Raw genomic sequence first — 22,836 nt, forward strand, 5'->3', positions numbered from 1 at the left:
GCGAGAAAACTGTCACCCATGTGCTGAGTACAATCTGTTACCCATGTGCTGCGGTCGCACTAAGGGCGGAGGGGGAGCTGACGTGGTCCCAGTTACCAAGACCACGTGAGGTCCCCTCCGCCCCTTCGGGGCACCTCCCCACTTCGTGGGGAGGAGGTCTCAACTCTCGTTGATGAGCACCCCATGACCACCATCGATCCCGTGACCTTGGCCGTGATCCAGAACGGCCTCAACCAGGTCTGCAACGAGATGGACCTGGCGTTCGTGCGCTCGGCCTTCTCGCCGGTGATCTCCGAAGGCATGGACCGCTCGGACGGCATCTACGACACCGTCGACGGATCGCTGATCGCGCAGGGCGAACTCGGCCTGCCGGTGTTCGTCGGCACCATGCAGTATTCGACGCGGTCCGTGATCGAGCGGGTGAAGAGCCATTACAGTGGCCAGGTCGATCCCGGCGACGTCTTCATCGTCAACGATCCCTATCTCGGCGGCACGCACCTGATGGACGTGCGCTTCGTGAAGCCGTTCTTCTACAAGGGCAAGCTGTTTGCCTGGCTCGCCAACACCGGCCACTGGCCTGATGTCGGCGGCATGGTGCCGGGCGGCTTCTCGGCCAGCGCCACCGAGGTCGAGCAGGAAGGACTGCGCCTGCCGCCGGTGAAGTTCTTCAAGAAGGGCGTGATGGATGCCGAGATCCTCGCCATCATCCTCAGCAACATCCGCATCGCCGACCAGCGCATCGGCGACATCAAGGCGCAGGCTGCCGCCCTCGACACCGGCGAGCGGCGCCTGACCGACCTGGTCGACCGCTACGGCGAGGACGTCGTACGCAGCGCCATCGCCGAGCTGCGCCGCCGCGCCGCCCAGCAGATGCGCGCCAAGATCGCGACCATCCCCGACGGCGTCTACGAGGGCAGTTCGATCGTCGACTCCGACGGCGTGGTCGACGAGCCGCTCACCATCCGCATGAAGATCACCAAGCGCGGCGAGACGCTGAACTTCGACATGACCGGCTCCAGCCCGCCATGCCGTGGGCCGATGAACAGCGTCATCGCCACCACGCGCTCGGCGATTTACCTGGCCATCAAGCACGTATTCCCCGACGTGCCGATCAACGCCGGCACCTTCGAGCCACTTGAGATCATCGAACCGGAAGGCACGTTCCTTTACGCGAAGTATCCGCGGCCGGTGTCAGGCTGCGCCGCCGAGGTCAGCCAGCGCATCGCCGAGGCGGTGTTCGCGGCGCTCACCAAGGCGATTCCCGATCGCCTGTTCGCGGCACCCGCCGGCACCTCCGGCAACCTGGCGATCGGCGGCCGTGATCCCATGCGCGACCGCTCCTACGTGATGTACCTGTTCACCGGCGGTGGCTACGGCGGCAGCTACGAGGGCGACGGGCTTAGCAACGGCTGCTCCACCATCGGCATTTCCAAGATGCCGCCGATCGAGGTCACCGAGCAGTACTACCCCGTGCTGTTCGAGGAATTTGCGCTGGCCGAGGGCACCGGCGGCGCCGGCCAGCATCGCGGCGGCATGGGCGTGCGCTACGCCATCCGCATCCGGCGCGGCGAGGCGCGCGTGTCGATGGTGATGGACCACGGCCGCGTCGGTCCGCAGGGCGCGCTGGGCGGCAGCGACGGCGGCGTCAACACCGTGCGCATCGAGTCCGGCGGCGGCAGCTATACGCCGCCGCACCTGTCGAAGGACCAGGACATCGAGGTCGGTCCGGGCGATGTCGTGCGTGTCAGCACGCCCGGCGGTGGCGGCTACGGCGATCCGCGCCGGCGTGATCCCGCCCTGATCGCACGCGACCTGCAGCGCGGCTACTACACGGCGCAGCAGATATCGCAGCTGTTCACGGGCGAGGTTGACGAGTCGGCAAAAACCGCCACGGAATGATCCTGGGAGCGCGGGCGTCGCGCCCCGCTCATGGCTCGGCGCCGTGCGCCGATGCGGGCGAAACGCCCGCGCTCCCAGGGAACTTGACGCGCGTTAGACTAGCGCTTGCAGTCTTCCAGGTCGGTACCCACCGCCACGGCGCGGTCGCCGTCCATGAAGCAACCGTTCTGCCAGCGGCCGGTGAAGACGTCGCCGTCGGGATCGCGCCGCATGCCCTGGCCATGAGCCTGGTCGTCCTTCCATTCACCTTCATACCGTACGCCGTCCGAGAAGACCCGGACGCCATGCCCGTTCTGCTTGTCGTCGCGCCATTCGCCTTCGTAGCGGCCACCGTCCTTCCAGGTGTAGATGCCACGGCCCTGCATGGCATCGTCCACCCAGTCGCCGACATAGCGATCACCGCTGTTGAACGCATAGGTGCCGCTGCCATGCTTCTTGCCCGCGCGCCATGCACCATCGTAGCGATCGCCGTCGGGCCATGTCCGCACCCCGTGCCCGTGCATCTTGTCGTTGCGCCATTCGCCCGTATAGCGCCCGCCGTCGGCGAAGGTGTAGACGCCCTGGCCGTGCATGTCGTCGTTCTGCCAGGCGCCGACATAGCGATCGCCATTGGCATAGGTATACGTGCCCTGACCATTGCGCTTGCCGTTGCTGAGGGTGCCCACGTAGCGGCTGCCGTCCGGGTATGTGAAGGAACGCGGTCCCTCGCGTGTCTCCGGGGCGCGATCGGGCGCTTTCTCGGACCGGCTCCGCGCCTGCTCCTGCGCGGCCTTCAGTTCGTCGGCCCGGTTGAGCGCCAGTCGCCCTTCGGGCGTGCCGGCGAAGTCGGTGGCGAACTGCTGCAGCCGTGCCACGTCTTCGCTGTTCTGCAATTCGGGCCACTGGGTCGTGGCGGCGCGCGCCTTCTCCCGGGCGGCTTCTGCGGCGCGGCGCTTGGCCTCCTCGTCGGCCTGCCGTTTCGCCGCCGCCTCGATCTGGTCCGCCCGCGCCGTGGCCTGCTGCGCTTCGGGCGTGCCGGCAAACCGCTCGGCGAAGGCGCGCAGGCGGGCCGGGTCCTCGCTGCCCTGGACATCGGCCCATGCCGCGGCGACCACCCGGGCCTTCTCCTGCGCGGCCTCCGCGGCACGTCGTGCGGCTTCTTCCTCGGCCCGTCGTCTGGCGGCAGCGTCGAGCGCGTCCGCGCGCTGCTGCGCCAAACGGGCTTCGGGTGTACCGGTGAACCGGGCGGCAAACGCACGCAGCGGTGCGGGGTCGGTGCTGTTCTGAAGCTCGGACCATCCGGCCGCGGCGAGACGGGCGCGTTCCTGCGCTTCCTGGGTGGCCTTCTCCTGCGCTCGCTGCTTCACCGCCGCATCGGCCGCGGCTTTCGCGGCCGCTGCCGCGCGCGCCGCTTCGTCTTCGGCGCTATACCAGAGATAGCCGACACCGCCGATCAGGCTGATCATCAGCAGGCTGACGGCCGGCCACAGGCGCGCCTGGGCCGGCCGACGCCGCGATGGGCCGGTCCGGGCATGCGCACGGTTGTTTGTTCGTGCCGGTGGCGTCGGTGCGGCCAGCAACATCCGGCGCCAGTCGGTGACGGACTGCGGACGCTCGGCCTCCCGCAGCCGCAGTGCCGCATCGATGAAGGCGAGCAGGGCAGGGGCATAGTGCCCCATCGCCGCGCGCGTCGCCGGCTCGAGGGTATCCTGCTTCAGCCGCGCGGCGGCAGCCGGTGGCGATGCGCCGGTCACGCCGTGGTACAGCGTCGCGCCCAGGGCATAGATGTCCGTCCACGGACCGGGCTGCGCCGAGGCCGTCATCTCGGGCGGCACGTAGGCCGACGGCGCTTCACGGGCGACACCGCGCAGTCCGACACGCCACGCGGCGAAATCGATCAATGTCGGATGATCGGTCCGGTCAATCAGGATGGTGGCCGGTCTGATGTCCAGGTGCAGGCAACCCGCGGCATGCGCGCGCTCCAGTCCATCCAGCAGCGGCGCGACGATCCGGTCGATGGCCAGGCGTGACAGCCGCCGGTCGCGCTGCAGTCGCGCGGCCAGCGCTTCCCCCGGCACCGGCGCCGTGACCGCATAGACGGTGTCGTTGCCTTTGAGGACCTCATGCACGGTTTCGATATCGGCGACGTCCTGCAGCCGCGTGAGCGCCTCCGCCTCGGCGAGGAACCGGTCTCGGCCCCGCTGGAAATCCTGCGTTGCCCGCCCCGCGCGCGGCAGCACCTGTGTTCCCTCGGCGCGTCGGGCCAGCGCCGTCGGCAGGTACTCCTTCAGGGTGACGTCGCGATTGGCCTGCGTGTCGCGGGCGCGATAGGTGATGCCGCCGTCGTTGTGGGCCAGTACCGCCACGATCTCATGGCTGCCGATGCGTGTGCCGACCGGCAACGCTTTGACGTCGTCGACGTCGCCATCGTGTTGCACTGCCCCCAACGTCTCAGCCACGATCGCCCTGCCTGTCCTCCATTGGACTGCAAGTTTCCCCCGGCGGCGCATCCGGTACAAGACGATTGAATCGCTGCGGCCGGCACCGTGCTGGAATAAAGCGCCGCGATGGCTGTTGATCGCTGGCATCTGCACACACAGGGGCGCAACAGCCGTGGCCTACAAGGAAATCCCTTTATACAACCTTCAAAGGACTGTTGGCCCGGGGTGCCCCAACAAGCCGACCGACGTGATGCTGGTGCAGTTCTTCCTGCAACAGATTTACGCGCATCCGCGCGGGGCGGCGCACGGGCCGCCGGGTCCGAAAGTCGCGATCACCGGCACCTCCGATGGAACAACGGCGGCGTGGATCAAGCACTTCCAGGACGACATCAACGCCAGCGGCAGCGCGATACGGATTGTCGCCGATGGCAAGGTGGATCGCCAGCCGGTGCAGTACAGGATGACGCCGCGGACCCACAGCAACTACACGATCGCCATCCTGAACAACACCTATCGCCGGTTCTACAAGGACGTCCACGATCACCTCGAGCGGCATCCGCTGATCCCGCCGCCGTTGAAAGCGGAGTTCATCGCCTTTGAGCCGATCGACAGGTGAGGTGGGTGTGGGGCGAGAGACGCTTCACGGTTCGACAACAAGCGCACCATGAAGCGTCCCGGCTGAGGCGTGCTATGCCGCCATCAGCTTGACCCGCGCCAGGTTCTCCAGGGTCGCCGTGCAGGCGTTGGCCGCCTCGGCTCCCTTCACCACGAAGTGCTGGTGGAAGAAGCTGTGGTGCACGTCATGCTCGTGAAACTGCTGCGGCGTCAGCACGGCCGAGATCACCGGCACGTCGGTCTCGAGCTGCACGCGCATCAGACCCGATATCACGGCATCGGCCACGAACTCGTGGCGGTAGATGCCGCCGTCGACCACGAAGCCCGAGGCGACGATGGCGGCATAGCGGCCGGTGCGCGCCAGCATCTTGGCGTGCAGCGGGATCTCGAAGGCGCCCGGTACTTCGAAAACCTCGATGTCCGTTTCGGCGAAGCCGCGGCGGACCATTTCATCGACGAACGACTCGCGGCAGCGATCGACGATGTCCTTGTGCCAGCACGATTGCACGAACGCGACGCGCGCGCCGGCGGCCGATGGCAATGACGGGGAAGTGCTGACTGTCTGCTGGGATACCTGATTCATGTCGTCCTCCAAAGGGAACACAGAATCAGGGCGTACGAGCGTCCTCCGGCCAGGCGATCGCACGCAGGCGAGCGCCTTCCCGGACTCTTCCCGTTCTCTTTCATCCGGACTGTGACCGTCGGCTTCGGCTTCGCACCGAATCTGCTGACCCTGTCGGGGTGAACCGACAGGCGCTCGCGGGCTCGCGCGATTGCTCGCGCATACCGCCGGTGGGGACTTCCACCCCGCCCTGAGAACGATGCCGCACAGATGATCCATGCGACATCGACACGATACAGAATCGCGAACCGGCGACCACGCGATTTTCGGCAAGGCACGGATGCGATGGCGTAGGATGACAATCGAGACATCAGGAACGGATCGGCCGCATGACGAAACCTCGCATCCACCTTCTCGCCCTGGGCGGCACCATCGCCACGCAACCAGGCGACCGTGGCGGCATGAAGCATGGGCTTGGTGCCGACGATCTCGTGCGCATGGTGCCGGGCCTCGATGCGATCGCCGACGTCGCGGCTGAAACCGTGTCGCGCACCGGCAGCAGCAACCTGTCGCTCGACGACGTCTATGCGCTGGCGGCGCGCATCCAGGCGATGGCCGACCAGCGCGCGACCGATGGCGTCGTCGTCACACAGGGCACCGACACGTTGGAGGAGACCGCCTTCCTGCTCGACCTGCTGCTGGACGTCGACATCCCGGTGGTGATGACGGCGGCGATGCGCAACCCGAAACTGGCTTCGGCCGACGGCCCCGGCAACGTGCTGGCCGCGGTGCGCACGGCAGCGGAGCCATGGGCCAAGGCGAGCGCGGTCGGCGTTCTGGTGGCCATGCTCGATCATGTCCATACTGCGCTCGACGTCACCAAGACCGAGACCAGTCGGCTCGATGCCTTCCGCAGCCCGGCGACGGGGCCGGTGGCGACGCTGCTCGAAGACCGCGTCGTGCCGCTGATGCTGCCGGTGCGCGACTGGAAGCAGGCGGTGCACCATGCCGTGGGCGCCGCCGCGGCACTGCGCCTGGCTGGTGCGTCGCCGGTGGCGTTGCTGTGGCTCGGCCTGGGCGAGCAGGGTGCGGTGCTGAAGGCCGTGCTGAACGACCCGCGGCATCTCGGCTACGGCGGCATCGTGGTCGGCGCGATGGGCGGCGGCCACGTGCCGGAAGCACTGGTGGCGCCGCTGGTGGCGCACGCGTCGCGGTTGCCGATCGTGGTCGCCTCGCGTGCCGGCGGTGGGCCGCTGCTGCGCCAGACCTACGAAGGGCCCGGCTCGGAGATCGCGCTGCGCGCGGCCGGCCTGATCTTCGCGGGCCGTCTGCCGCCGCTGAAGGCGCGCTTGCTGCTCGACCTGTTGCTGCGGATCGAGGCCGATCGTGCCACCATCGCGGCGGTGTTCGACAGCACCGGCTGAGCCGGCGTATGAATCCAGTTCCCGCGTTGCGTCAGTGGCTCCAGCACGAGGGCGCTTCATGCATCGGCGATCGCTTCTGGCCGGCCTCGCGCTGGCCGGCCTCGTGCCGGCGGCGCACGCGCAGGCCTTTCCGTCAAAGCAGATCCGGATTCTGGTTGGCTTCGCGCCTGGTGGCGGCGGTGACACCGTGGGCCGCATTCTGGCTCAGGAGCTGACGCGCGACAGTGCGCTGTCGATCCTGGTCGACAACAAGCCCGGCGCCGGCGGCAATGTCGCCACCCGCGAACTCGTTCGCGCGCCGCCCGATGGCTACACCGTCATGCTGGCCAATGTCGGCGTGCTGGCGGTCAATCCCTATGCGATGAAAAGCGCCGGCTATGATCCGCAGACCGACCTCGTGCCGGTCAGCATGGCGGTCGAGTTCGCCAACGTGCTGGTCGTGCATCCGTCCGTGCCAGCGACGTCCCTGGCGGCGTATCTGGCGTTGGCGAAGCGGCCCGAGGGCATGACCTACGGCACGTCCGGCATCGGCAGTGCCGGTCATCTCGGCGGCGAGCTGCTGCGGTCCATGAGCGGTGCCAAGCTGACACATGCGCCCTACCGCGGCGGTGGTCCGGCGATGAACGACCTAATCGCGGGCCACGTGCCGTCGCTGATCGCCAGCGCGCCCACCGCCACCGGCTTCATGCGCGAGGGCCGCATCCGGGCGCTGGCGGTCACCAGCGCGCGGCGCTCGCCCTTCGATCCCGAGGTGCCGACCATCGCCGAGCTGGGCTTCGCCGGCTATGACGCCACGAACTGGTACGCCCTGGTGGCGCCGGCGGGAACGCCGCCGGATGTCGTCGCGACGTTGAACGGCTTGTTCGTGAAGGCGCTGAAGGCACCCGATGTGCGCGAGGCGCTGGCCAAGCAGGGCATCGAGGCGACGCCATCAACGCCGGAGGCGCTGGCGGCCCGCATCGCCAGCGAGGGTGCGACCTGGAAGAAGATCATCGCCGACGCTGGCATCCGGCTCGAGTAATGCCCTCCCCCAGCTTCGCTGGAGGAGGTGGCCGAAGGCCGGAGGGGGACCCGACGTGGTCTCCGTTACGGGCATCTCGTCGGCTCCCCTCCGCCCACCGACGTTTCGACGCTTGGCGTCGAAACGTCGTATCGGGCACCTCCCCACTGCGTGGGGAGGACGAACTACCGCTTCCCCGCTTGCCCTTGTTCCAGCGTCAGTTCGATCGGTGCCTGGAAATCGTTGCCGCCGATGGGCCGAGGTTCCTTGAGCTGGAACAGCGTCCGTCCGGCCGCAACCAGCCGCGCCGAAAGGACAAGCTTACGCCCCTCCATCGCCGTGTCCTTGGGCAGGCGCAGCGCAAAGGAGATCGGCACCTGCCCGCTGCTGCGCACGACCTGCTCGGTCATGACGGTACCTGTCGGATCACGGGCGATGTCGAGCAGCTGCACGCGCAGCTCGGCCCCCGATGGCAGTGCGATCCGCTGCAGGTAGGTGGCCGAGCCGGCGATGACGGTGGCCGGCGGCAGCGCATCGCCCAGGCTCGCCACGACCTGGCTGGCGTGGAACATCACGACCTGGCCTTTCTGGTCGAGCAGGCAGGTGAAACGGAACGGCGCGACGGCGCCGTCGCGCTGACGCCGCGCCCCGGTGCCGGTCACCGTGGTCGCGATCATCTGCGTGCCCACTTTTTCCTCGGTGCGCTCGATCGTCACCCACGGCATGCCGTCGATCATGACGCTGCTGGCGGTGTCGAGGCCAACCTTGCCGGCACAGCGCGCGATCGCCGACGAGGAGACGCCGTCCTGCGCCGCCGCCGGTGCGATCAGGGACAGGCTGATGATGACGGTGGCGAGCGCGATGTGGTGCATGAAGTCTCCGGCGGGACGAGGGCGTGCCGGCAGTCTATCGTGTCTCTGATCTGACGCGGAGGGCATTGTGGCTGGTCGAATCGTTCTCGTCGCGGGTGCTTCGGGCATTGTCGGTCGCGCCGCCGTGGCACACTTCGCGGCGTTGCCGGATGCGCAGGTGATCGCGGTCTCGCGCCGGCCGCCCGATCTCGACGCCCGCTATCGCTGCGTGAAACTCGACCTGACGGATGCGGCGGCCTGCGACGCCGTCGCCACGGCGTTCGCCGATGTCACGCACGTGGTCTATGCCGCGCTCCACGAAAAGCCCGGCCTGGTCCGCGGTTGGCGCGAGGCCGACCAGATGCAGACCAACCTCGCCATGTTGCGCAACCTGATGCAGCCGCTGCTGCGTGCCGCCCCGCGGTTGCGGCACGTTACCCTGCTGCAGGGTACCAAGGCGTACGGCGCCCATCTCAGGCCGATCCGGGTGCCGGCACGCGAGCGCTGGCCGCGCGATAGTCACGAGAATTTTTACTGGCTGCAGGAGGATTGGCTGCGCGCTGCCCAGGCCGGGCGCGACTGGCATTTCACCATCCTGCGGCCGCAGATCATCTTCGGCCATGGCATGGGCAGCCCGATGAACATGCTGTCGGCGATCGGCGCCTATGCCGCGATCCTCCAGGCGCGGGGCGAGCCGCTGCATTGGCCCGGTGGTCCGGCCTACCTGGCCGAGGCTGTCTGCGCCGACCTGCTGGCACGCGCCATCGACTGGGCCGGCACCAGCCCTGGTGCGGCCGGCGAGACGTTCAACGTCACCAACGGCGACGTCTTCTCCTGGCACAATGTGTGGCCCGCCATCGCCGGCGCGCTCGGCATGGCGGCGGGCGATGCCAGGCCCCTGCGGCTCGCTCGGGACATGCCGGCGTACGAGCCGGCATGGGCTGCCATCGTGCAGCGCCACGGCCTGCGTTCGGGGACCCTGGCGCAGTTCGTTGGCGACTCGTTCTTCTATGCCGACTTCAGCTTCGCCCATGGTCGCGATGGATCGCCGCCGCCGGCGCTGGTCAGCACGGTGAAGATCCGCCAGGCGGGCTTTGCCGACTGCCTCGATACCGAGGACATGTTCACGGCCTGGTTCACCCGGTTGCGGCAGATGAAACTGCTGCCATCGGGATGACCATTGTTTCGCGAGCCGATATCGCCGCCATCCGCCCCTTGGCGGCGCGGCGCGAAAGCCGCAGAACCGTCGTATCGCTGATTTTTCGCCAGAGCCGATCATGATCCCGCGCACGCTGTTTTCCCCCGAGCACGAGATGTTCCGTGAAACCGCGCGCCGCTTCGTCGAGCGCGAGATCGTGCCGCACTATTACCAGTGGGAGCAGGACGCGCGGGTGCCGCGCGAGGTGTGGCTCAAGGCGGGAACCACCGGCTTGCTGCTGTGCGACGTGCCGGAAGAATACGGTGGGATGGGCGGTGATTTCCGCCACAGCGTGATCGTCATGGAGGAACTGGGCCGCGCCGGCGCCACCGGCGTCTTCTTCAGCCTGCACTCCGATATCGTCGCGCCCTACATCCTCAAGTACGGCAGCGAGCAGCTCAAGCGGGCGTGGCTCAACCGCATGGCGACCGGCGAGGCGATCGGCGCCATCGCCATGACCGAGCCGTCGGCCGGCTCCGATCTTCAGGCGATCCGCACCACCGCCGTGCGCGAGGGCGACGACTACGTCATCAGCGGCCAGAAGGTGTTCATCTCCAACGGCCAGACCGCCGACCTGGTGATCGTCGCCTGCAAGACCGATCCCAAGCAGGGCGCCAAGGGCATGAGCCTGATCGTGGTCGAGACCGACCGGCCGGGCTTCCGTCGTGGCCGGCAACTCAAGAAGATCGGCATGCATTCGCAGGACACGTCGGAACTGTTTTTCGACGAGGTGCGGGTGCCGGTCAGCAACATCCTCGCCAGCGAAGGACAGGGCTTCGCGCTGCTCATGAACGAGCTGGCGCAGGAGCGCCTCACCCAGGCGGTGAAAGCGGTGTCCGCCTGCGAGGCGGCGCTGGCGTGGACCATCGACTATGTCACGCAGCGTCACGCCTTCGGCAAGCCGATCGCGGCGTTCCAGAACACGCAGTTCAAGATCGCCGAGATGAGGGCCAAGATCGTGGCCCAGCGCGTGCTGGTCGATCGCTGCATCGAGCTGCACCTGGAACGGAAGTTCGATTCCGTCGACGCTGCGATGGCCAAGATGACCACCACGGAGCTGCAATGCGAGGTGGTCGACGAGTGCCTGCAGCTGCATGGCGGCTACGGCTACATGACCGAGTTCCCGATTGCGCGTGCCTATGCTGACGCACGCTACACCAAGATCGCCGGCGGCTCGATCGAGGTCATGAAGACCATCATCGCCCGCAGCCTCTTCGCGCGCTGACGGCCCGTCATCCCGAGCGCAGCGAGGGATCTCCTGCGAAGGGCGCACCCAGTGTCATCCCGCAGGAGATCCCTCGCTGCGCTCGGGATGACGTGTGCCGCAACCCTCACCCGTTGCGGAACGCGTAGGCGTAGCCATTGATCGCCGGTACGCCGCCCAGATGGGCGTACAGGACCTTCGAGCCGGCCGGGAAATAGCCCTTCTTCACCAGATCGATCATGGCCTGCATCGACTTGCCCTCATAGACCGGGTCGGTCATGACGCCTTCCAGCCGGGCGCACAGGCGGATCGCGGCCTTGGTTTCCTCCGAGGGCACGCCGTAGCAGGGGTAGGCGTAGTCCTCGACCAGAACGACATCGTCGCCGGTAAGCGGCGTATCGAGCGCGACCAGGTCAGCGGTCTTGCGTGCGATGTCGAGCACCTGCGCCTTGGTCTGTGCCGGCGTCGCCGACGCATCGATGCCGATCACGCGGCGCTGGCGGCCGTCCTTGGCGAAGCCCACCAGCATGCCGGCATGCGTCGAGCCGGTGACGGTGCAGACGACGACGTAGTCGAACTGGAACCCGAGCGCGTGTTCCTGGGCGCGCACTTCCTCGGCGAAGCCGACATAGCCCAGGCCACCGAACTTGTGCACCGAGGCGCCGGCGGGGATCGCGTACGGCTTGCCGCCCTTGGCCTTCACGTCGGCGATAGCGTTTTCCCAGCTTTGCCGGATTCCGATGTCGAAATCTGCATCGACCAGCTCGACCTCGGCGCCCATGACGCGGCTCATCAGGATGTTGCCGACGCGATCGTAGACGGCGTCCTCGTGCGGCACCCAGCTTTCCTGCACCAGCCGGCATTTCATGCCGATGCGCGCTGCCGTCGCCGCCACCATGCGCGTGTGGTTCGACTGCACGCCGCCGATCGACACCAGGGTGTCGGCGCCCGCCGCGATGGCGTCGGGCACGATGTACTCAAGCTTGCGCAGCTTGTTGCCGCCGAAGGCCAGGCCGGAGTTGCAGTCCTCGCGCTTGGCGAAGATCTCGATGCCGCCGCCGAGATGCGCCGAAAGCCGCGCCATCTTTTCGATCGGTGTCGGTCCGAAGGTCAGCGGGTAGCGCTCGAACTTGCCCAGCATGGTCATGCCTTCCCTGTGCCGCGAATGACCTGAGGCTAGCGCAGGCCGCAGGAAAGGTGCTCTCTGGTTCGCGGGAAATCTGAGATGTCATTCGCATCATGAAGGAATATTTTGGTATGATCGCTCAGATTTTCTGATATCAGCGGAAGGTTCTTCCATGACTGACGAACTGGACAAGATCGATCTGAAGATCCTGCGCCTCCTGCAAAAGGACGGGCGACTCAGCAACGCCGAGTTGGCGCAACGCGTCGACGTGAGCGCGGCCACCTGCCATCGCCGCACGCAGCGCCTGTTCGACGCCGGCTATATTGAGGGCGTGCGCGCCAGCATTGCGCCGGCCCGCGTCAATCGCGGCACCCTCGTGGTGGTCGGCGTGGTGCTCGACCGCTCGACGCCGGAAAGCTTCGCCGCCTTCGAGGCCGCGATCCGCAAGCTGCCGGCCGTGCTCGACTGCCATCTCGTCGCCGGCGATTTCGACTATTTCCTGAAGATCAGGGTGCACGACATCGCCGACTTCAACCGGTTGCACGGCAGCCGGCTGATCGCCGTGCCCGGTGTGCGTCAGACCCGCACCTTCTTCGTGATGAAGGAGGTGGTCGACAACGCGCCGCTGGATTTCTGATTCCTGGGAGCGCGGGCCTCCGGCCCGCTCATGTCAGGCGTAAGCGAAGCCGTCGCCTTGATGCGGGCGTCCCGCCCATAGGCGCTAACGTACGCATGAACCTCACCCTGAGGAGCGGCCCGCAGGGCCGCGTCTCGAAGGGTGGGCAACGACGCAGGCGCTGCGAACACGCCTTTTCCAAGACTTCGCCTGTAGCCTATCCTTCGAGACGGCCGCTACGCGGCCTCCTCAGGATGAGGTCAGTGGTTGGAACATCGCCAAAGTTAGCGCCTATGGGCGGGACGCCCGCGCTCCCAGGCTCAATCCAGCGAGATCTTCAGCTCCTTGATCAGCGTGCCCCATTTCGTCGATTCGGCACGCACCGTCTCGGCGAACTGCTCCGGCGTGCTGGAGATCGGCTCGACGCCCAGTTCGTCGAAGCGCTTGACCACGGCGGCGCTGCTGATCGCTTTCACCAGCGCGGCGTTGAGGCGTTCGACGATCGGCTGGGGCGTGCCGGTCGGGGCGGCCAGGCCCTGCAGGGCGTAGGCTTCGCTGTCGGCGACGCCGGCTTCGGCCAGGGTCGGCACGTCGGGCAGTGCCGCCAGGCGCTTGGCCGAGGCGACGGCCAGCACGCGTACCTTGCTGGCACGCACGTGCTGGATGCCGGCGGCGAGATCGAGGAACATCGACGGCACCTGGCCCGCGATCAGGTCCTGCACGGCCGGCGCCGCGCCCTTGTAGGGCACGTGCAGCCCTTTGCTGCCGCTGCGCTGGTTGAACAGCTCCATCGCCAGATGGTGCGGCGTGCCGATGCCGGGCGTAGCGTAGCCCAGCGGTTCCTTCGCCGCGGCGCGCAGCGCGATGAATTCCTTGACCGTCTTGGCCTCGACCGAGGGGTGCACCACCAGCAGCAGGTTGAAGCGCGCCATCATGCCGATCAGCACGAAGTCCTTGGCCGGATCGTAGGGCAGCGCTTTGTAGAGATGCGGGTTGGAGGACAGCGTGCTGGTGTCGCCGGTGCCGATCGTATAGCCGTCGGGCTTGGACTGCTTCAGCGCCTCGGCACCGATGATCGTGGCGGCACCGGGCTTGTTGTCGACGATGATCTGCTGGCCCAGCCCGGCTTTCATCTCTTCCGCCAGGGTGCGGGCCACCACGTCGGTGCCGCCGCCGGCCGGATAGGGCACGATCCAGCGGATGGGCTGTGACGGATAGGCCTGTGCCCGCGCCGGCGTGGTGATCACGGCGGGTACGGCCAGCGACAGGCCGGTGGCCAGTAGTTTGCGACGGTGCATGATGGCTCTCCCTTGTCAGTTGTTCGATCAGGCCTGCCGCAGCCAGGTCTCGATGAATGCCGCGACGGCATCGGCATCGTCGAGGTCAAGCCATGCGTGCGTGGTGTTGTCCCGGTGATCGATACGGGGCGCGGCGACGGCGAGCAGGCCGGGATCATCGCCGGCGCGCAACGCCTTGCCCTCGGCGGCGCGCCAGACTTCGATACGCGGATGGGCGTGACCGGTGAAACCCTCGACCAGGACCAGGTCGACCGGTGCCATGCGGGCCAGCAGCGACTCCAACGTGATCGCGGTACCCTCGCGATTCTCGCGCATCAATGCCCAGCGGCGCTCCGAGGCCACCATGACCTCATGCGCGCCGGCCTTGCGATGGCGCCACGAATCCTTGCCTTCGGTGTCGACATCAAAGCCATGGTGCGAGCGCTTGACCGTGGAGACGGTGATGCCACGCGCGATCAGCAACGGCAGCAGCTGCTCGATCAAGGTCGTCTTGCCGCTGCCGCTCCAACCGACGATACCCAGGAGTTTCATATCAGACGCTGCCCATTTACCCCCGGGAGCGCGGGCCTCCGGCCCGCTCATGTCTCGGCGCTACGCCCCGGTGCGGGCGAGGCGCCCAACGCTCCCAGGCCGATAGGTGCACGACGGGGCAGGAACGTCAATCGACCAACGCGATGCGCGGTGTGGTGCCAGTCCGCGGCAGGGCGCGGCCGATGATCGCCGCATCGGGCGCATCGGCGCGAAGCGCTGCCAGCAGTGCGTCGGCCTTGTCGGCGGCGATCCCGATCAGCAGGCCGCCCGAGGTCTGCGGGTCATAGAGCAGACCGGCGTCACCGGACGCCACGAAGCGGGTACCGGCAGTGCGGTTGGCGGGCGCCATGGTGCTTTCGATACCGCGCGAGACCAGGCCGGCGGCACCCGGCAGCGCCGGTAGTGCGCGCAGCGACAGCTCGGCATCCAGGGTCGACGCACGCAGCATCTCCAGCAGGTGACCAGCCAGCCCGAAGCCGGTGATGTCGGTGCAGGCCGCGACGCCGGCGGCACGCGCGATCTCGGCCGGCGGCCCGTTGGAGCGCAGCATCGAGTCGATCGCGGCGCTGATCCAGGCCGCGCGCGCCTCGCCGCGCATGTCGGCAGCGAACAACGCGCCAGTGCCCAGCGCCTTGGTGAGGATCAGGGCGTCGCCCGCCTTCAGTGCGCCCTTGCGCAGCAGGCGTTCGGCCGGCGCCGTTCCGTTCACCGTCAGGCCCAGGCTCAACTCCATGCCCTCGCCGGTATGGCCGCCGATCAGCGTGGCGCCGGCGCGTTTCAACTCCTCGATCACGCCCTGCAGCAGGGCCCGCAGGTCGTTCTCCTGCAGGCGGGGCGGCGCATGCGGCAGCACGGCGGTCATCAGCGCGCTGTGCGCCGCCGCACCCGTGGCAAACAGGTCGGACAGGCAATGCAGCGCGACGATACGGCCGAACAGCCAGGGATCGTCGATCAGGGCGCGGAAGAAATCGACGCTCTGCACCAGGGCCTGGCCCGTGGGCACGACAATGGCCGAGGCATCCTCGGCGTCGCTGACGCCCAGCAGCACGCCTTCGCGAGACGGGATGGCGACGTCGTGCAGCGCACGGCGCAGGATGTCGCCATCGATCTTGGCGCCGCAGCCGGCACAGCGCATCGCCTCCATCGGGGCGTTGGCCGCCGGCGCCATGGGGCTCGGGCCGCCCATCGCCATCGCGCCCGGCCGCAGCGCCTGGTACATGCGCATCCAGCGCCGGTCGATGCGATCCTTCCAGCGCCAGACCCAGTCGCCGCGCACCCACAACGCGCCGCGGGCGCCGACGGCATGCTGGTTGCCGGTCGACACCAGGGTCAGGAACCGGCGTTGCGGGACATAGGCCTGCAGCGTGCGCTCAGGCGATCCCAGCAGGTTGTGCGCCAGCACCGGCCCTTCGCGCACGGCGAAGACGCCTGATTTGGCCAGCGGCCGCGGGCCGAAGGCAATGACATCGCCGGCCCCGAACACATCGGCGTGCGACGTCGACTGCAGGTACTGGTTCACCTTGATGAAGCCGCGCGCGTCCAGGGCCAGGCCGGTGTCGCGCAGCCATGCCGGCGCGCCGGCATCGACGACCCACAGGGTCGCATCGCTGGCCACGTGCGTGCCGTCATCGAGCATCACACCATCGGCGTGCACCGCCGTGACGCCGCGTCCGGTCGTCACGCTCACGCCGCGTTCGGCCAGCACGCGGGCGAAAATGCGCCGTACCGCGGGCGGGTGTGTCGGCAGGACCGTGGCCCCCTTGGTGACAAGCGCGAACGACGCCCTGTCGCCCAGTCCCGCCGTGGTCAGCCGGTGCTGCAGGGCCAGGCACAGTTCGACGCCGCCGGCACCACCACCGACCATCAGGATCTGCAGCCGGCCTGTCGCGGCGTGCAGCCGGGCCTCGATATCGGCCCAGCCATGGCGGAAGCCGTCGACGGGCTTCACCGGCAGTGCATGCTGCGCCGCACCCGGTACGTCCGCCATCTCCGGCCGTGAGCCGATATCCAGCGACAGCCGCTCGAACGCCACCGGCGGCCGCCGATCGCACAACACCCGCTGGCCGGTCAGATCCAGCCCGACCGCCTCGGCATGGTAGAGCCGTGCACCCGCCGCCTGGCACAGCGGCCGCAGATCGATGTGGGCATCCTCGGGCGTGTAATGCCCCGCCAGCAACCCGGGCAGCATGCCGGAGTACGGCGTCTCCAGGTCGCGCGCGATCACCGTCAGCCGCACATGCGCCGGCCGTTTCATTGCCGCCTGCCGCAGCACCTCGACATGCGCATGCCCGCCACCCACGAGGACGAGCTCGAGGCGTGGTTTGGTTGGTGATGTGGCGGATGACACGGGCGATGCCTACTCAACGACACCGTAATCGGTGGGCAGATGCCGCTCCATTTCCATGGCGTCGTGCAAGATACGGCCGATGCCGATGAGATCCGCCGTGGCGATGCGATCGAGGATCAAGTGACGGAGCCGGACTACAATGCCATTCGCGTGTCGCAGCAGGTCGCGGATGTCCACCTCGGCGTCTGCAGAAAGCTGGTACGCGGGCATGCCCTATGAATCGGCCTTGTCGGCACGCGCTTTCGCCTGCCGCCCGAGTTCGTGGATCAACGCCTCAAGATCGTCATCCTCAACGTGCCGGTAGCGACCGTTGTCGATGCGGCTGAACCCGGCGTGTGCTGCCTCTTGAAGTACCTTGAGCTTGGCGGCTTCCCATGCCTCGCGCTGCTCCACGAGCCTCAGGCCATCACGCAACACCTCGCTGGCATTTTGATAACGGCCCGATTTCACGAGCTTGTCGATCACTTCTTCATGGTGATCGGTCAATACGACATTCCGTGTTGGCATGCGTTCAGCCTCTCGAAGAGGTACGATAGTCTCCATGGCAGATTATGCCAATGACCGCGGTGTCGCTTGCTCTGAGCGATGGCTCACACATTATCTAGCGGCCCCACCCTTGATTGCTCACGAACTCTTGACGGGTTTCGCTTGCTGGAACCCCGAACTCAAAGATAAGCTTTGATCGTCAATAAGCGCCGGCAATCAGGCGCCGTTGGGGATCGCGCCAGCACGCGGACGGGATCCGAAGGGATTCCATCGCTGGCTGCACCTCCGACGCGGACGTCGAGGAGGAAGCGACATGGGAGCCGTCAGGGTCTCCCGACGCGGATTGTTCAAGCTCACCGGGGCGTCTGTCGGCGCCTCGACCTTGACCGCGTTGGGCTTCTCACCGGCGGCGGCGCAGGCCGCCGTTCGCGCCTTCAAGCTGGAACGAACGTCGGAGACACGCAACACCTGCCCGTACTGCTCGGTCGGGTGCGGCGTGATCATGTACTCCATCGGCGACGGCGCGAAGAACGTGAAGGGCAAGATCATCCATATCGAGGGTGATCCCGACCATCCGACCAATCGCGGCACGCTCTGCCCCAAGGGCGCGGCGCTGATCGATTTCATCAACTCCAAGACCCGACTGCAGGTTCCGCAGTACCGTGCGCCGGGCGCCAAGGAGTGGACGCGGATTTCCTGGGATCAGGCGATCGACAAGATCGCGCGCCTGATGAAGGACGACCGCGACAAGAACTTCATCGCCAGGAACGGTGATGGCCAGACGGTGAACCGTTGGGTCAGCACCGGCTTCCTCGCCGCATCCGCCACCTCCAACGAGACAGCGTGGGCGACCTACAAGGTCGTCCGTTCGTTGGGGATGGTCGTCTTCGACAACCAAGCGAGGGTTTGACACGGTCCGACGGTGTCCAGTTTGGGCCCAACATTCGGACGCGGTGCAATGACCAACCTCTGGGCGGATATCAAGAATACCGACCTGGTGGTGATCATGGGCGGCAATGCCGCCGAAGCCCATCCCTGCGGCTTCAAGTGGGTGACCGAGGCCAAGCATCATCGCAAGGCCAAGCTGATCGTCGTTGATCCGCGCTTTACGCGTTCGGCGGCGATGTCGGATCTCTATGTCCCGATCCGGGCCGGCACCGACATCGCCTTCCTGGGCGGTGTCATCAAGTATCTGCTGGACAACGACAAGATTCAGAAGGAGTACGTCGGCAACTATACCAACGCGGCCTACATCATCCGCGGCGATTTCAAGTTCGAGGACGGCCTGTTCTCGGGCTACGACGAGGCCAAGCGCGACTACAACCGCGCCAGCTGGGAGTACGAGCTGGGCGACGACGGCTTCGTAAAGTCGGATCCGACCTTGCAGGACCCGCGCTGCGTCTATCAGCTGATGAAGACGCACTTCTCGCGCTACACGCCCGAGATGGTCGAGCGTATCTGCGGCTCGCCCAAGGACAAGTTCCTCGAGGCGTGCAAGCTGATCGCCGAGACGTCGGCGGTCGACAAGGTGATGACGTCGATGTACGCGCTGGGCTGGACCCAGCACTCCAAGGGCTCGCAGAACATTCGTACCATGGCGATGATCCAGCTGCTGCTGGGCAACATCGGCGTGGCGGGTGGCGGCATGAACGCGCTGCGGGGCCACTCCAACATCCAGGGGCTCACTGACATCGGCCTGATGAGCAACCTGATCCCGGGCTACCTGACCCTGGCCAACGACCGCGAGCCCGACTACGCGACCTACATGAAGACGCGCGGCTTCAAGCCGCTGCGGCCGGGCCAGACCAGCTACTGGCAGAACTACGACAAGTTCTTCGTCAGCTTCGCCAAGTCCATGTGGGGCGACGCGGCGACCAAGGAAAACGACTGGGCCTACGACTGGCTGCCCAAGGTCGACGTCGTCTACGACGTGCTGCGGGCCTTCGAGCTGATGCACCAGGGCAAGATGACTGGCTACTTCTGCCAGGGCTTCAACCCGCTGCTGTCGTTCCCCAACCGCCGCAAGCTGCAGACGGCGCTGGAGAAGCTGAAGTTCCTGGTCGTGATGGACCCGCTGGCCACCGAAACCAGCGAGTTCTGGCAGAACTACGGTGAACACAACGACGTTGACCCGACGAAGATCCAGACCGAGGTCTTCCGTCTGCCGACGACGGTGTTCGCCGAGGAGAACGGCTCGCTGATCAACTCGGGCCGCTGGCTGCAGTGGCACTTCAAGGGTGCCGAGCCGCCGGCCGAGGCGATCCCCGACATCGACATCATGGCGCGGATTTTCATCAAGCTGCGCGATCTCTACCGCAAGGAAGGCGGTGCCTTCCCCGATCCGTTCGTCAACCTGACGTGGAACTACGAGGACCCGCTGGTGCCCAAGCCCGAGGAGCTCGCGCGCGAGCTCAACGGCAGGGCGCTGGTCGACGTCGCCGACCCGAAGGATCCGACCAAGCTGATCCTGCGCAAGGGCATGCAGCTCTCCGGCTTCGGCGAGTTGCGCAATGACGGCACGACCATGAGCGGCTGTTGGCTCTATACCGGCAGCTGGACCGAGGCGGGTAACCAGATGGCCCGTCGCGACAACAGCGATCCGGGCGGTCTGGGCCTGACGCCCAAATGGGCGTGGTCATGGCCCGCCAACCGGCGGATCATGTACAATCGCGCCTCATGCGACGTGAACGGCAAGCCGTTCAACCCCGCCAAGAAGCAGGTGTGGTGGGATGGCGAGCGCTGGACCGGCTACGACGTGCCCGACTTCGTGGTCACCAGCAAACCCGAGGCGGGTGCCGGACCGTTCATCATGAACCCCGAGGGGTCAGCGCGCCTGTTCACCCGCGGCATGCTGCGCGACGGGCCGTTCCCCGAGCACTACGAGCCGTTCGAGGCACCGGTTGCCAACGCGCTGCACCCCAAGGTGGGGCCCAACCCGGTGGCGCGTGTCTTCAAGGGCGATATGGAAGTCTTCGGCAAGCCGCAGGACTTCCCGCATGTCGCCACGACATACCGGCTGACCGAGCACTTCCACTTCTGGACCAAGCACGTCCAGATCAACGCCGCCCTGCAGCCGCAGGAGTTCGTCGAACTGGGCGAGGAACTGGCCAAGGAGAAGGGCATCGCCAGCGGCGACATGGTCGAGGTGCGCTCCAACCGCGGCCGGGTCAAGGCCGTGGCGGTGGTCACCAAGCGCATCAAGGCGCTGACGATCGACGGCAAGAAGGTGCACACCGTGGGCATCCCGTTGCACTGGGGCTTCACCGGGGCGGCGCGCAAGGGCTTCGGCGCCAACCAGCTTACGCCTTATGTCGGCGACGCGAACATCGAGACGCCGGAGTTCAAGGCGTTCCTGGTGGACGTGAAGAAGCTCGGCCAGGCAACGGTTTGAGGGAGGGAAGACCATGGCCAATCTTCAATCCCTCGACATCCGCCGCCGCTCGGCGACCACCACACCCTCGCCGAGCCAGCGCGAGGCGGTGCAGGTCGCCAAGCTGATCGACGTGTCGCGCTGCATCGGCTGCAAGGCTTGCCAGTCGGCATGCCTGGAGTGGAACGACCTGCGCGAAGAGGTCGGCATCAATGTCGGCGTCTACGACAACCCGCACGACCTGACGGAGAACACCTGGACCCTGATGCGGTTCAGCGAAATCGACGTCGATGGCCGGTTCGAGTGGCTGATCCGCAAGGATGGCTGCATGCACTGCGACGACCCGGGCTGCCTCAAGGCCTGCCCGTCGCCGGGCGCCATCGTGCAGTACAAGAACGGCATCGTCGATTTCGTCTCCGAGAACTGCATCGGCTGCGGCTACTGTGTGAAGGGATGCCCGTTCAACATCCCGCGCATCTCGCAGAAGGACCAGAAGGCCTACAAGTGTACCTTGTGCTCCGACCGCGTCGCGGTCGGCCAGGCGCCGGCCTGCGCCAAGGTCTGCCCGACGCAGGCGATCTCGTTCGGCACCAAGACCGACATGATCGCCTGGGCCGATGAGCGCATCGCCGACCTGAAGGAGCGCGGCTATAAGAACGCCGGCCTCTATAACCCGGCTGGCGTCGGCGGCACGCACGTGATGTACGTGTTGAAGCACCTCGACAAGCCGGAGATCTACGCCGGCCTGCCCAAGGATCCCAAGATCAGCCCGCTGGTCGAGCTGTGGAAGGGCGTCACCAAGCCGATCCTGCTGGCCGGCGTGGCGGTCGCGGCACTGGCCGGCTTCTTCCACTACGTCACGCACGGCCCCAACGAAGTGCAGGACGAGGACGAGGAAGCCGCCAAGAAAATGCGCCGCGACAAGGCGGCGTGATTTTCCCTCCCCACGAAGTGGGGAGGTGCCCCGAAGGGGCGGAGGGGACCCTTCGTGGTCTTGATAACAAAGACCACGCCGGTTCCCCATCCGGCTCAGGTACTTCGACGCTTTACGTCGAAGTACCGAAACGGCCACCTTCCCCGCGAGCGGGGAAGGGAAGAACAGGGAGTGCGTCATGGCTAACCACAACAACATCCTCGACCGTTACACGCCGGGCGCGCGGTTGAACCATTGGATCAACGCCATCCTGATGATCTGCCTGGCGTTGAGCGGCATGTCGCTGTTCCATCCCTCGCTGTTCTTCCTCTCCGAACTCTTCGGCGGCGGCGTCTGGACGCGCATCATCCATCCCTGGATGGGTGTGCTGGCGATGCTCAGCTTCCTGGGCCTGGTGATCCGCTTCTGGCGTTACAACCTGTGGACCAAGGACGACAGCGCCTGGATGAAGAACGTCAATCACGTGATGTCAGGCGATGAAGCCAAGGTGCCGGAAGCCGGCAAGTACAACGCCGGCCAAAAGCTGGTGTTCTGGTCGCTGTGCGTGCTGACCATCCTGCTGCTGACCAGCGGGCTGGCGCTGTGGGACTCGCAACTGGGCCACCTGACGACCATCGAACAGAAGCGCCTGGCAGCCGTTGTGCATGCGCTGTCGGCCGTGGTGCTGATCTTCGTGGTGATCACGCATATCTACGCCGCGATCTGGATCCGCGGCACTATCCGTGGCATGACCCGTGGCTCGGTCACCGGCGGCTGGGCCTGGCGCCACCATCGCAAATGGCTGCGCGAGGAAGTCGGCAAGTCGAAGTGATACCTGTCATCCCGAGCGCAGCGAGGGATCTAGGCAGCAACCTAGATCCCTCGCTGCGCTCGGGATGACACAACGGCTACGCCCGGGATGATGGTGTGGACGGCCCCCACCCGGCATCGATGTGCCAAACTGGTTGTGGTGATG

19 protein-coding genes and 1 riboswitch are annotated in these 22,836 nt (G+C 66.7%); of the genes, 10 read left to right on the top strand and 9 right to left on the bottom strand.

The genetic code is table 11. The annotated features are described in order from the left end of the window. Positions 1–183: 183 nt before the first annotated feature. Positions 184–1,899 (top strand): hydantoinase B/oxoprolinase family protein, encoded by a 1,716-nt coding sequence (locus tag FQU96_RS41475; protein ID WP_146547320.1) that lies wholly within the window; start codon positions 184–186, stop codon positions 1,897–1,899. A gap of 98 nt (positions 1,900–1,997) precedes the next feature. On the opposite strand, the gene FQU96_RS41480 is transcribed toward FQU96_RS41475, so the two are convergent. Then, entirely contained in the window at positions 1,998–4,337 is a 2,340-nt protein-coding gene (locus FQU96_RS41480; protein WP_178131190.1) for a serine/threonine-protein kinase, read from the bottom strand. Between the two features lie 154 nt (positions 4,338–4,491). Between FQU96_RS41480 and FQU96_RS41485 the strand changes: the two genes are divergently transcribed. Then, a complete protein-coding gene (locus tag FQU96_RS41485) occupies positions 4,492–4,935 on the top strand; it encodes a hypothetical protein (RefSeq protein WP_146547322.1) in 444 nt (147 codons plus the stop codon). A 72-nt stretch (positions 4,936–5,007) separates the two neighbouring features. Here FQU96_RS41485 and FQU96_RS41490 read toward each other — a convergent pair whose 3' ends face one another. Further along, positions 5,008–5,517, bottom strand: a complete 510-nt coding sequence (locus tag FQU96_RS41490) for a 6,7-dimethyl-8-ribityllumazine synthase (protein WP_146547323.1) — start codon at positions 5,515–5,517, stop codon at positions 5,008–5,010. Between the two features lie 88 nt (positions 5,518–5,605). Then, positions 5,606–5,758, bottom strand: a riboswitch (FMN riboswitch). 127 nt (positions 5,759–5,885) lie between these two features. Here FQU96_RS41490 and FQU96_RS41495 point away from each other — a divergent pair. Both FQU96_RS41495 and FQU96_RS41500 read left to right on the top strand, forming a co-directional pair. Then, the gene (locus tag FQU96_RS41495) at positions 5,886–6,920 is read left to right on the top strand and encodes an asparaginase (protein WP_146547324.1); all 1,035 of its coding nucleotides are present in this window, start codon (positions 5,886–5,888) and stop codon (positions 6,918–6,920) included. Positions 6,921–6,978: 58 nt separating this feature from the next. Then, positions 6,979–7,941, top strand: a complete 963-nt coding sequence (locus FQU96_RS41500) for a tripartite tricarboxylate transporter substrate binding protein (RefSeq protein WP_146547325.1) — start codon at positions 6,979–6,981, stop codon at positions 7,939–7,941. Between the two features lie 164 nt (positions 7,942–8,105). Here the strand turns inward: FQU96_RS41500 and FQU96_RS41505 are convergent, their stop codons facing one another. After that, positions 8,106–8,792, bottom strand: coding sequence for a YbaY family lipoprotein (locus tag FQU96_RS41505; protein ID WP_178131192.1), 687 nt, complete (start codon positions 8,790–8,792; stop codon positions 8,106–8,108). A gap of 67 nt (positions 8,793–8,859) precedes the next feature. Here FQU96_RS41505 and FQU96_RS41510 point away from each other — a divergent pair, with 67 nt between their 5' ends. Both FQU96_RS41510 and FQU96_RS41515 read left to right on the top strand, forming a co-directional pair. Continuing rightward, on the top strand, positions 8,860–9,948 hold the full coding sequence (locus tag FQU96_RS41510; RefSeq protein WP_146547327.1) for an SDR family oxidoreductase: 1,089 nt from the start codon (positions 8,860–8,862) through the stop codon (positions 9,946–9,948). 100 nt (positions 9,949–10,048) lie between these two features. Continuing rightward, positions 10,049–11,194, top strand: coding sequence for an acyl-CoA dehydrogenase family protein (locus FQU96_RS41515; protein ID WP_146547328.1), 1,146 nt, complete (start codon positions 10,049–10,051; stop codon positions 11,192–11,194). Positions 11,195–11,300: 106 nt separating this feature from the next. On the opposite strand, the gene FQU96_RS41520 is transcribed toward FQU96_RS41515, so the two are convergent. Beyond that, a complete protein-coding gene (locus FQU96_RS41520) occupies positions 11,301–12,314 on the bottom strand; it encodes a 1-aminocyclopropane-1-carboxylate deaminase (protein WP_146547329.1) in 1,014 nt (337 codons plus the stop codon). Positions 12,315–12,471: 157 nt separating this feature from the next. Between FQU96_RS41520 and FQU96_RS41525 the strand changes: the two genes are divergently transcribed. Further along, positions 12,472–12,936, top strand: coding sequence for an Lrp/AsnC family transcriptional regulator (locus FQU96_RS41525; protein ID WP_146547330.1), 465 nt, complete (start codon positions 12,472–12,474; stop codon positions 12,934–12,936). Between the two features lie 299 nt (positions 12,937–13,235). Here FQU96_RS41525 and FQU96_RS41530 read toward each other — a convergent pair whose 3' ends face one another. The 5 genes from FQU96_RS41530 to FQU96_RS41550 all read right to left on the bottom strand — a co-directional run bounded on the left by FQU96_RS41530 (position 13,236) and on the right by FQU96_RS41550 (position 17,598). After that, complete coding sequence (locus FQU96_RS41530) at positions 13,236–14,213, bottom strand: tripartite tricarboxylate transporter substrate binding protein (protein WP_146547331.1); 978 nt, start codon at positions 14,211–14,213, stop codon at positions 13,236–13,238. 27 nt (positions 14,214–14,240) lie between these two features. Further along, entirely contained in the window at positions 14,241–14,744 is a 504-nt protein-coding gene (gene mobB / locus FQU96_RS41535; RefSeq protein WP_146547332.1) for a molybdopterin-guanine dinucleotide biosynthesis protein B, read from the bottom strand. Between the two features lie 127 nt (positions 14,745–14,871). After that, positions 14,872–17,043, bottom strand: coding sequence for a selenide, water dikinase SelD (gene selD / locus FQU96_RS41540; RefSeq protein WP_218575081.1), 2,172 nt, complete (start codon positions 17,041–17,043; stop codon positions 14,872–14,874). A gap of 57 nt (positions 17,044–17,100) precedes the next feature. Next, the gene (locus tag FQU96_RS41545) at positions 17,101–17,301 is read right to left on the bottom strand and encodes a hypothetical protein (protein WP_146547333.1); all 201 of its coding nucleotides are present in this window, start codon (positions 17,299–17,301) and stop codon (positions 17,101–17,103) included. A gap of 3 nt (positions 17,302–17,304) precedes the next feature. Continuing rightward, positions 17,305–17,598, bottom strand: coding sequence for a type II toxin-antitoxin system ParD family antitoxin (locus FQU96_RS41550; RefSeq protein WP_146547334.1), 294 nt, complete (start codon positions 17,596–17,598; stop codon positions 17,305–17,307). Between the two features lie 292 nt (positions 17,599–17,890). Between FQU96_RS41550 and fdnG the strand changes: the two genes are divergently transcribed. From fdnG to FQU96_RS41565, 3 genes are all read left to right on the top strand, one after another. Beyond that, positions 17,891–20,968, top strand: a complete 3,078-nt coding sequence (gene fdnG, locus FQU96_RS41555; RefSeq protein ID WP_146547335.1) for a formate dehydrogenase-N subunit alpha — start codon at positions 17,891–17,893, stop codon at positions 20,966–20,968. A gap of 13 nt (positions 20,969–20,981) precedes the next feature. Then, on the top strand, positions 20,982–21,881 hold the full coding sequence (fdxH, locus tag FQU96_RS41560; protein WP_146547336.1) for a formate dehydrogenase subunit beta: 900 nt from the start codon (positions 20,982–20,984) through the stop codon (positions 21,879–21,881). Between the two features lie 178 nt (positions 21,882–22,059). Next, positions 22,060–22,692 carry a formate dehydrogenase subunit gamma gene (locus FQU96_RS41565; protein WP_146547337.1) on the top strand — a complete coding sequence of 211 codons (633 nt, stop codon included), beginning with the start codon at positions 22,060–22,062 and terminating at the stop codon, positions 22,690–22,692. Positions 22,693–22,836 lie beyond the last annotated feature (144 nt).

The organism is Reyranella sp. CPCC 100927 (assembly GCF_007859315.1).
Taxonomy (GTDB): Bacteria; Pseudomonadota; Alphaproteobacteria; order Reyranellales; family Reyranellaceae; genus Vineibacter.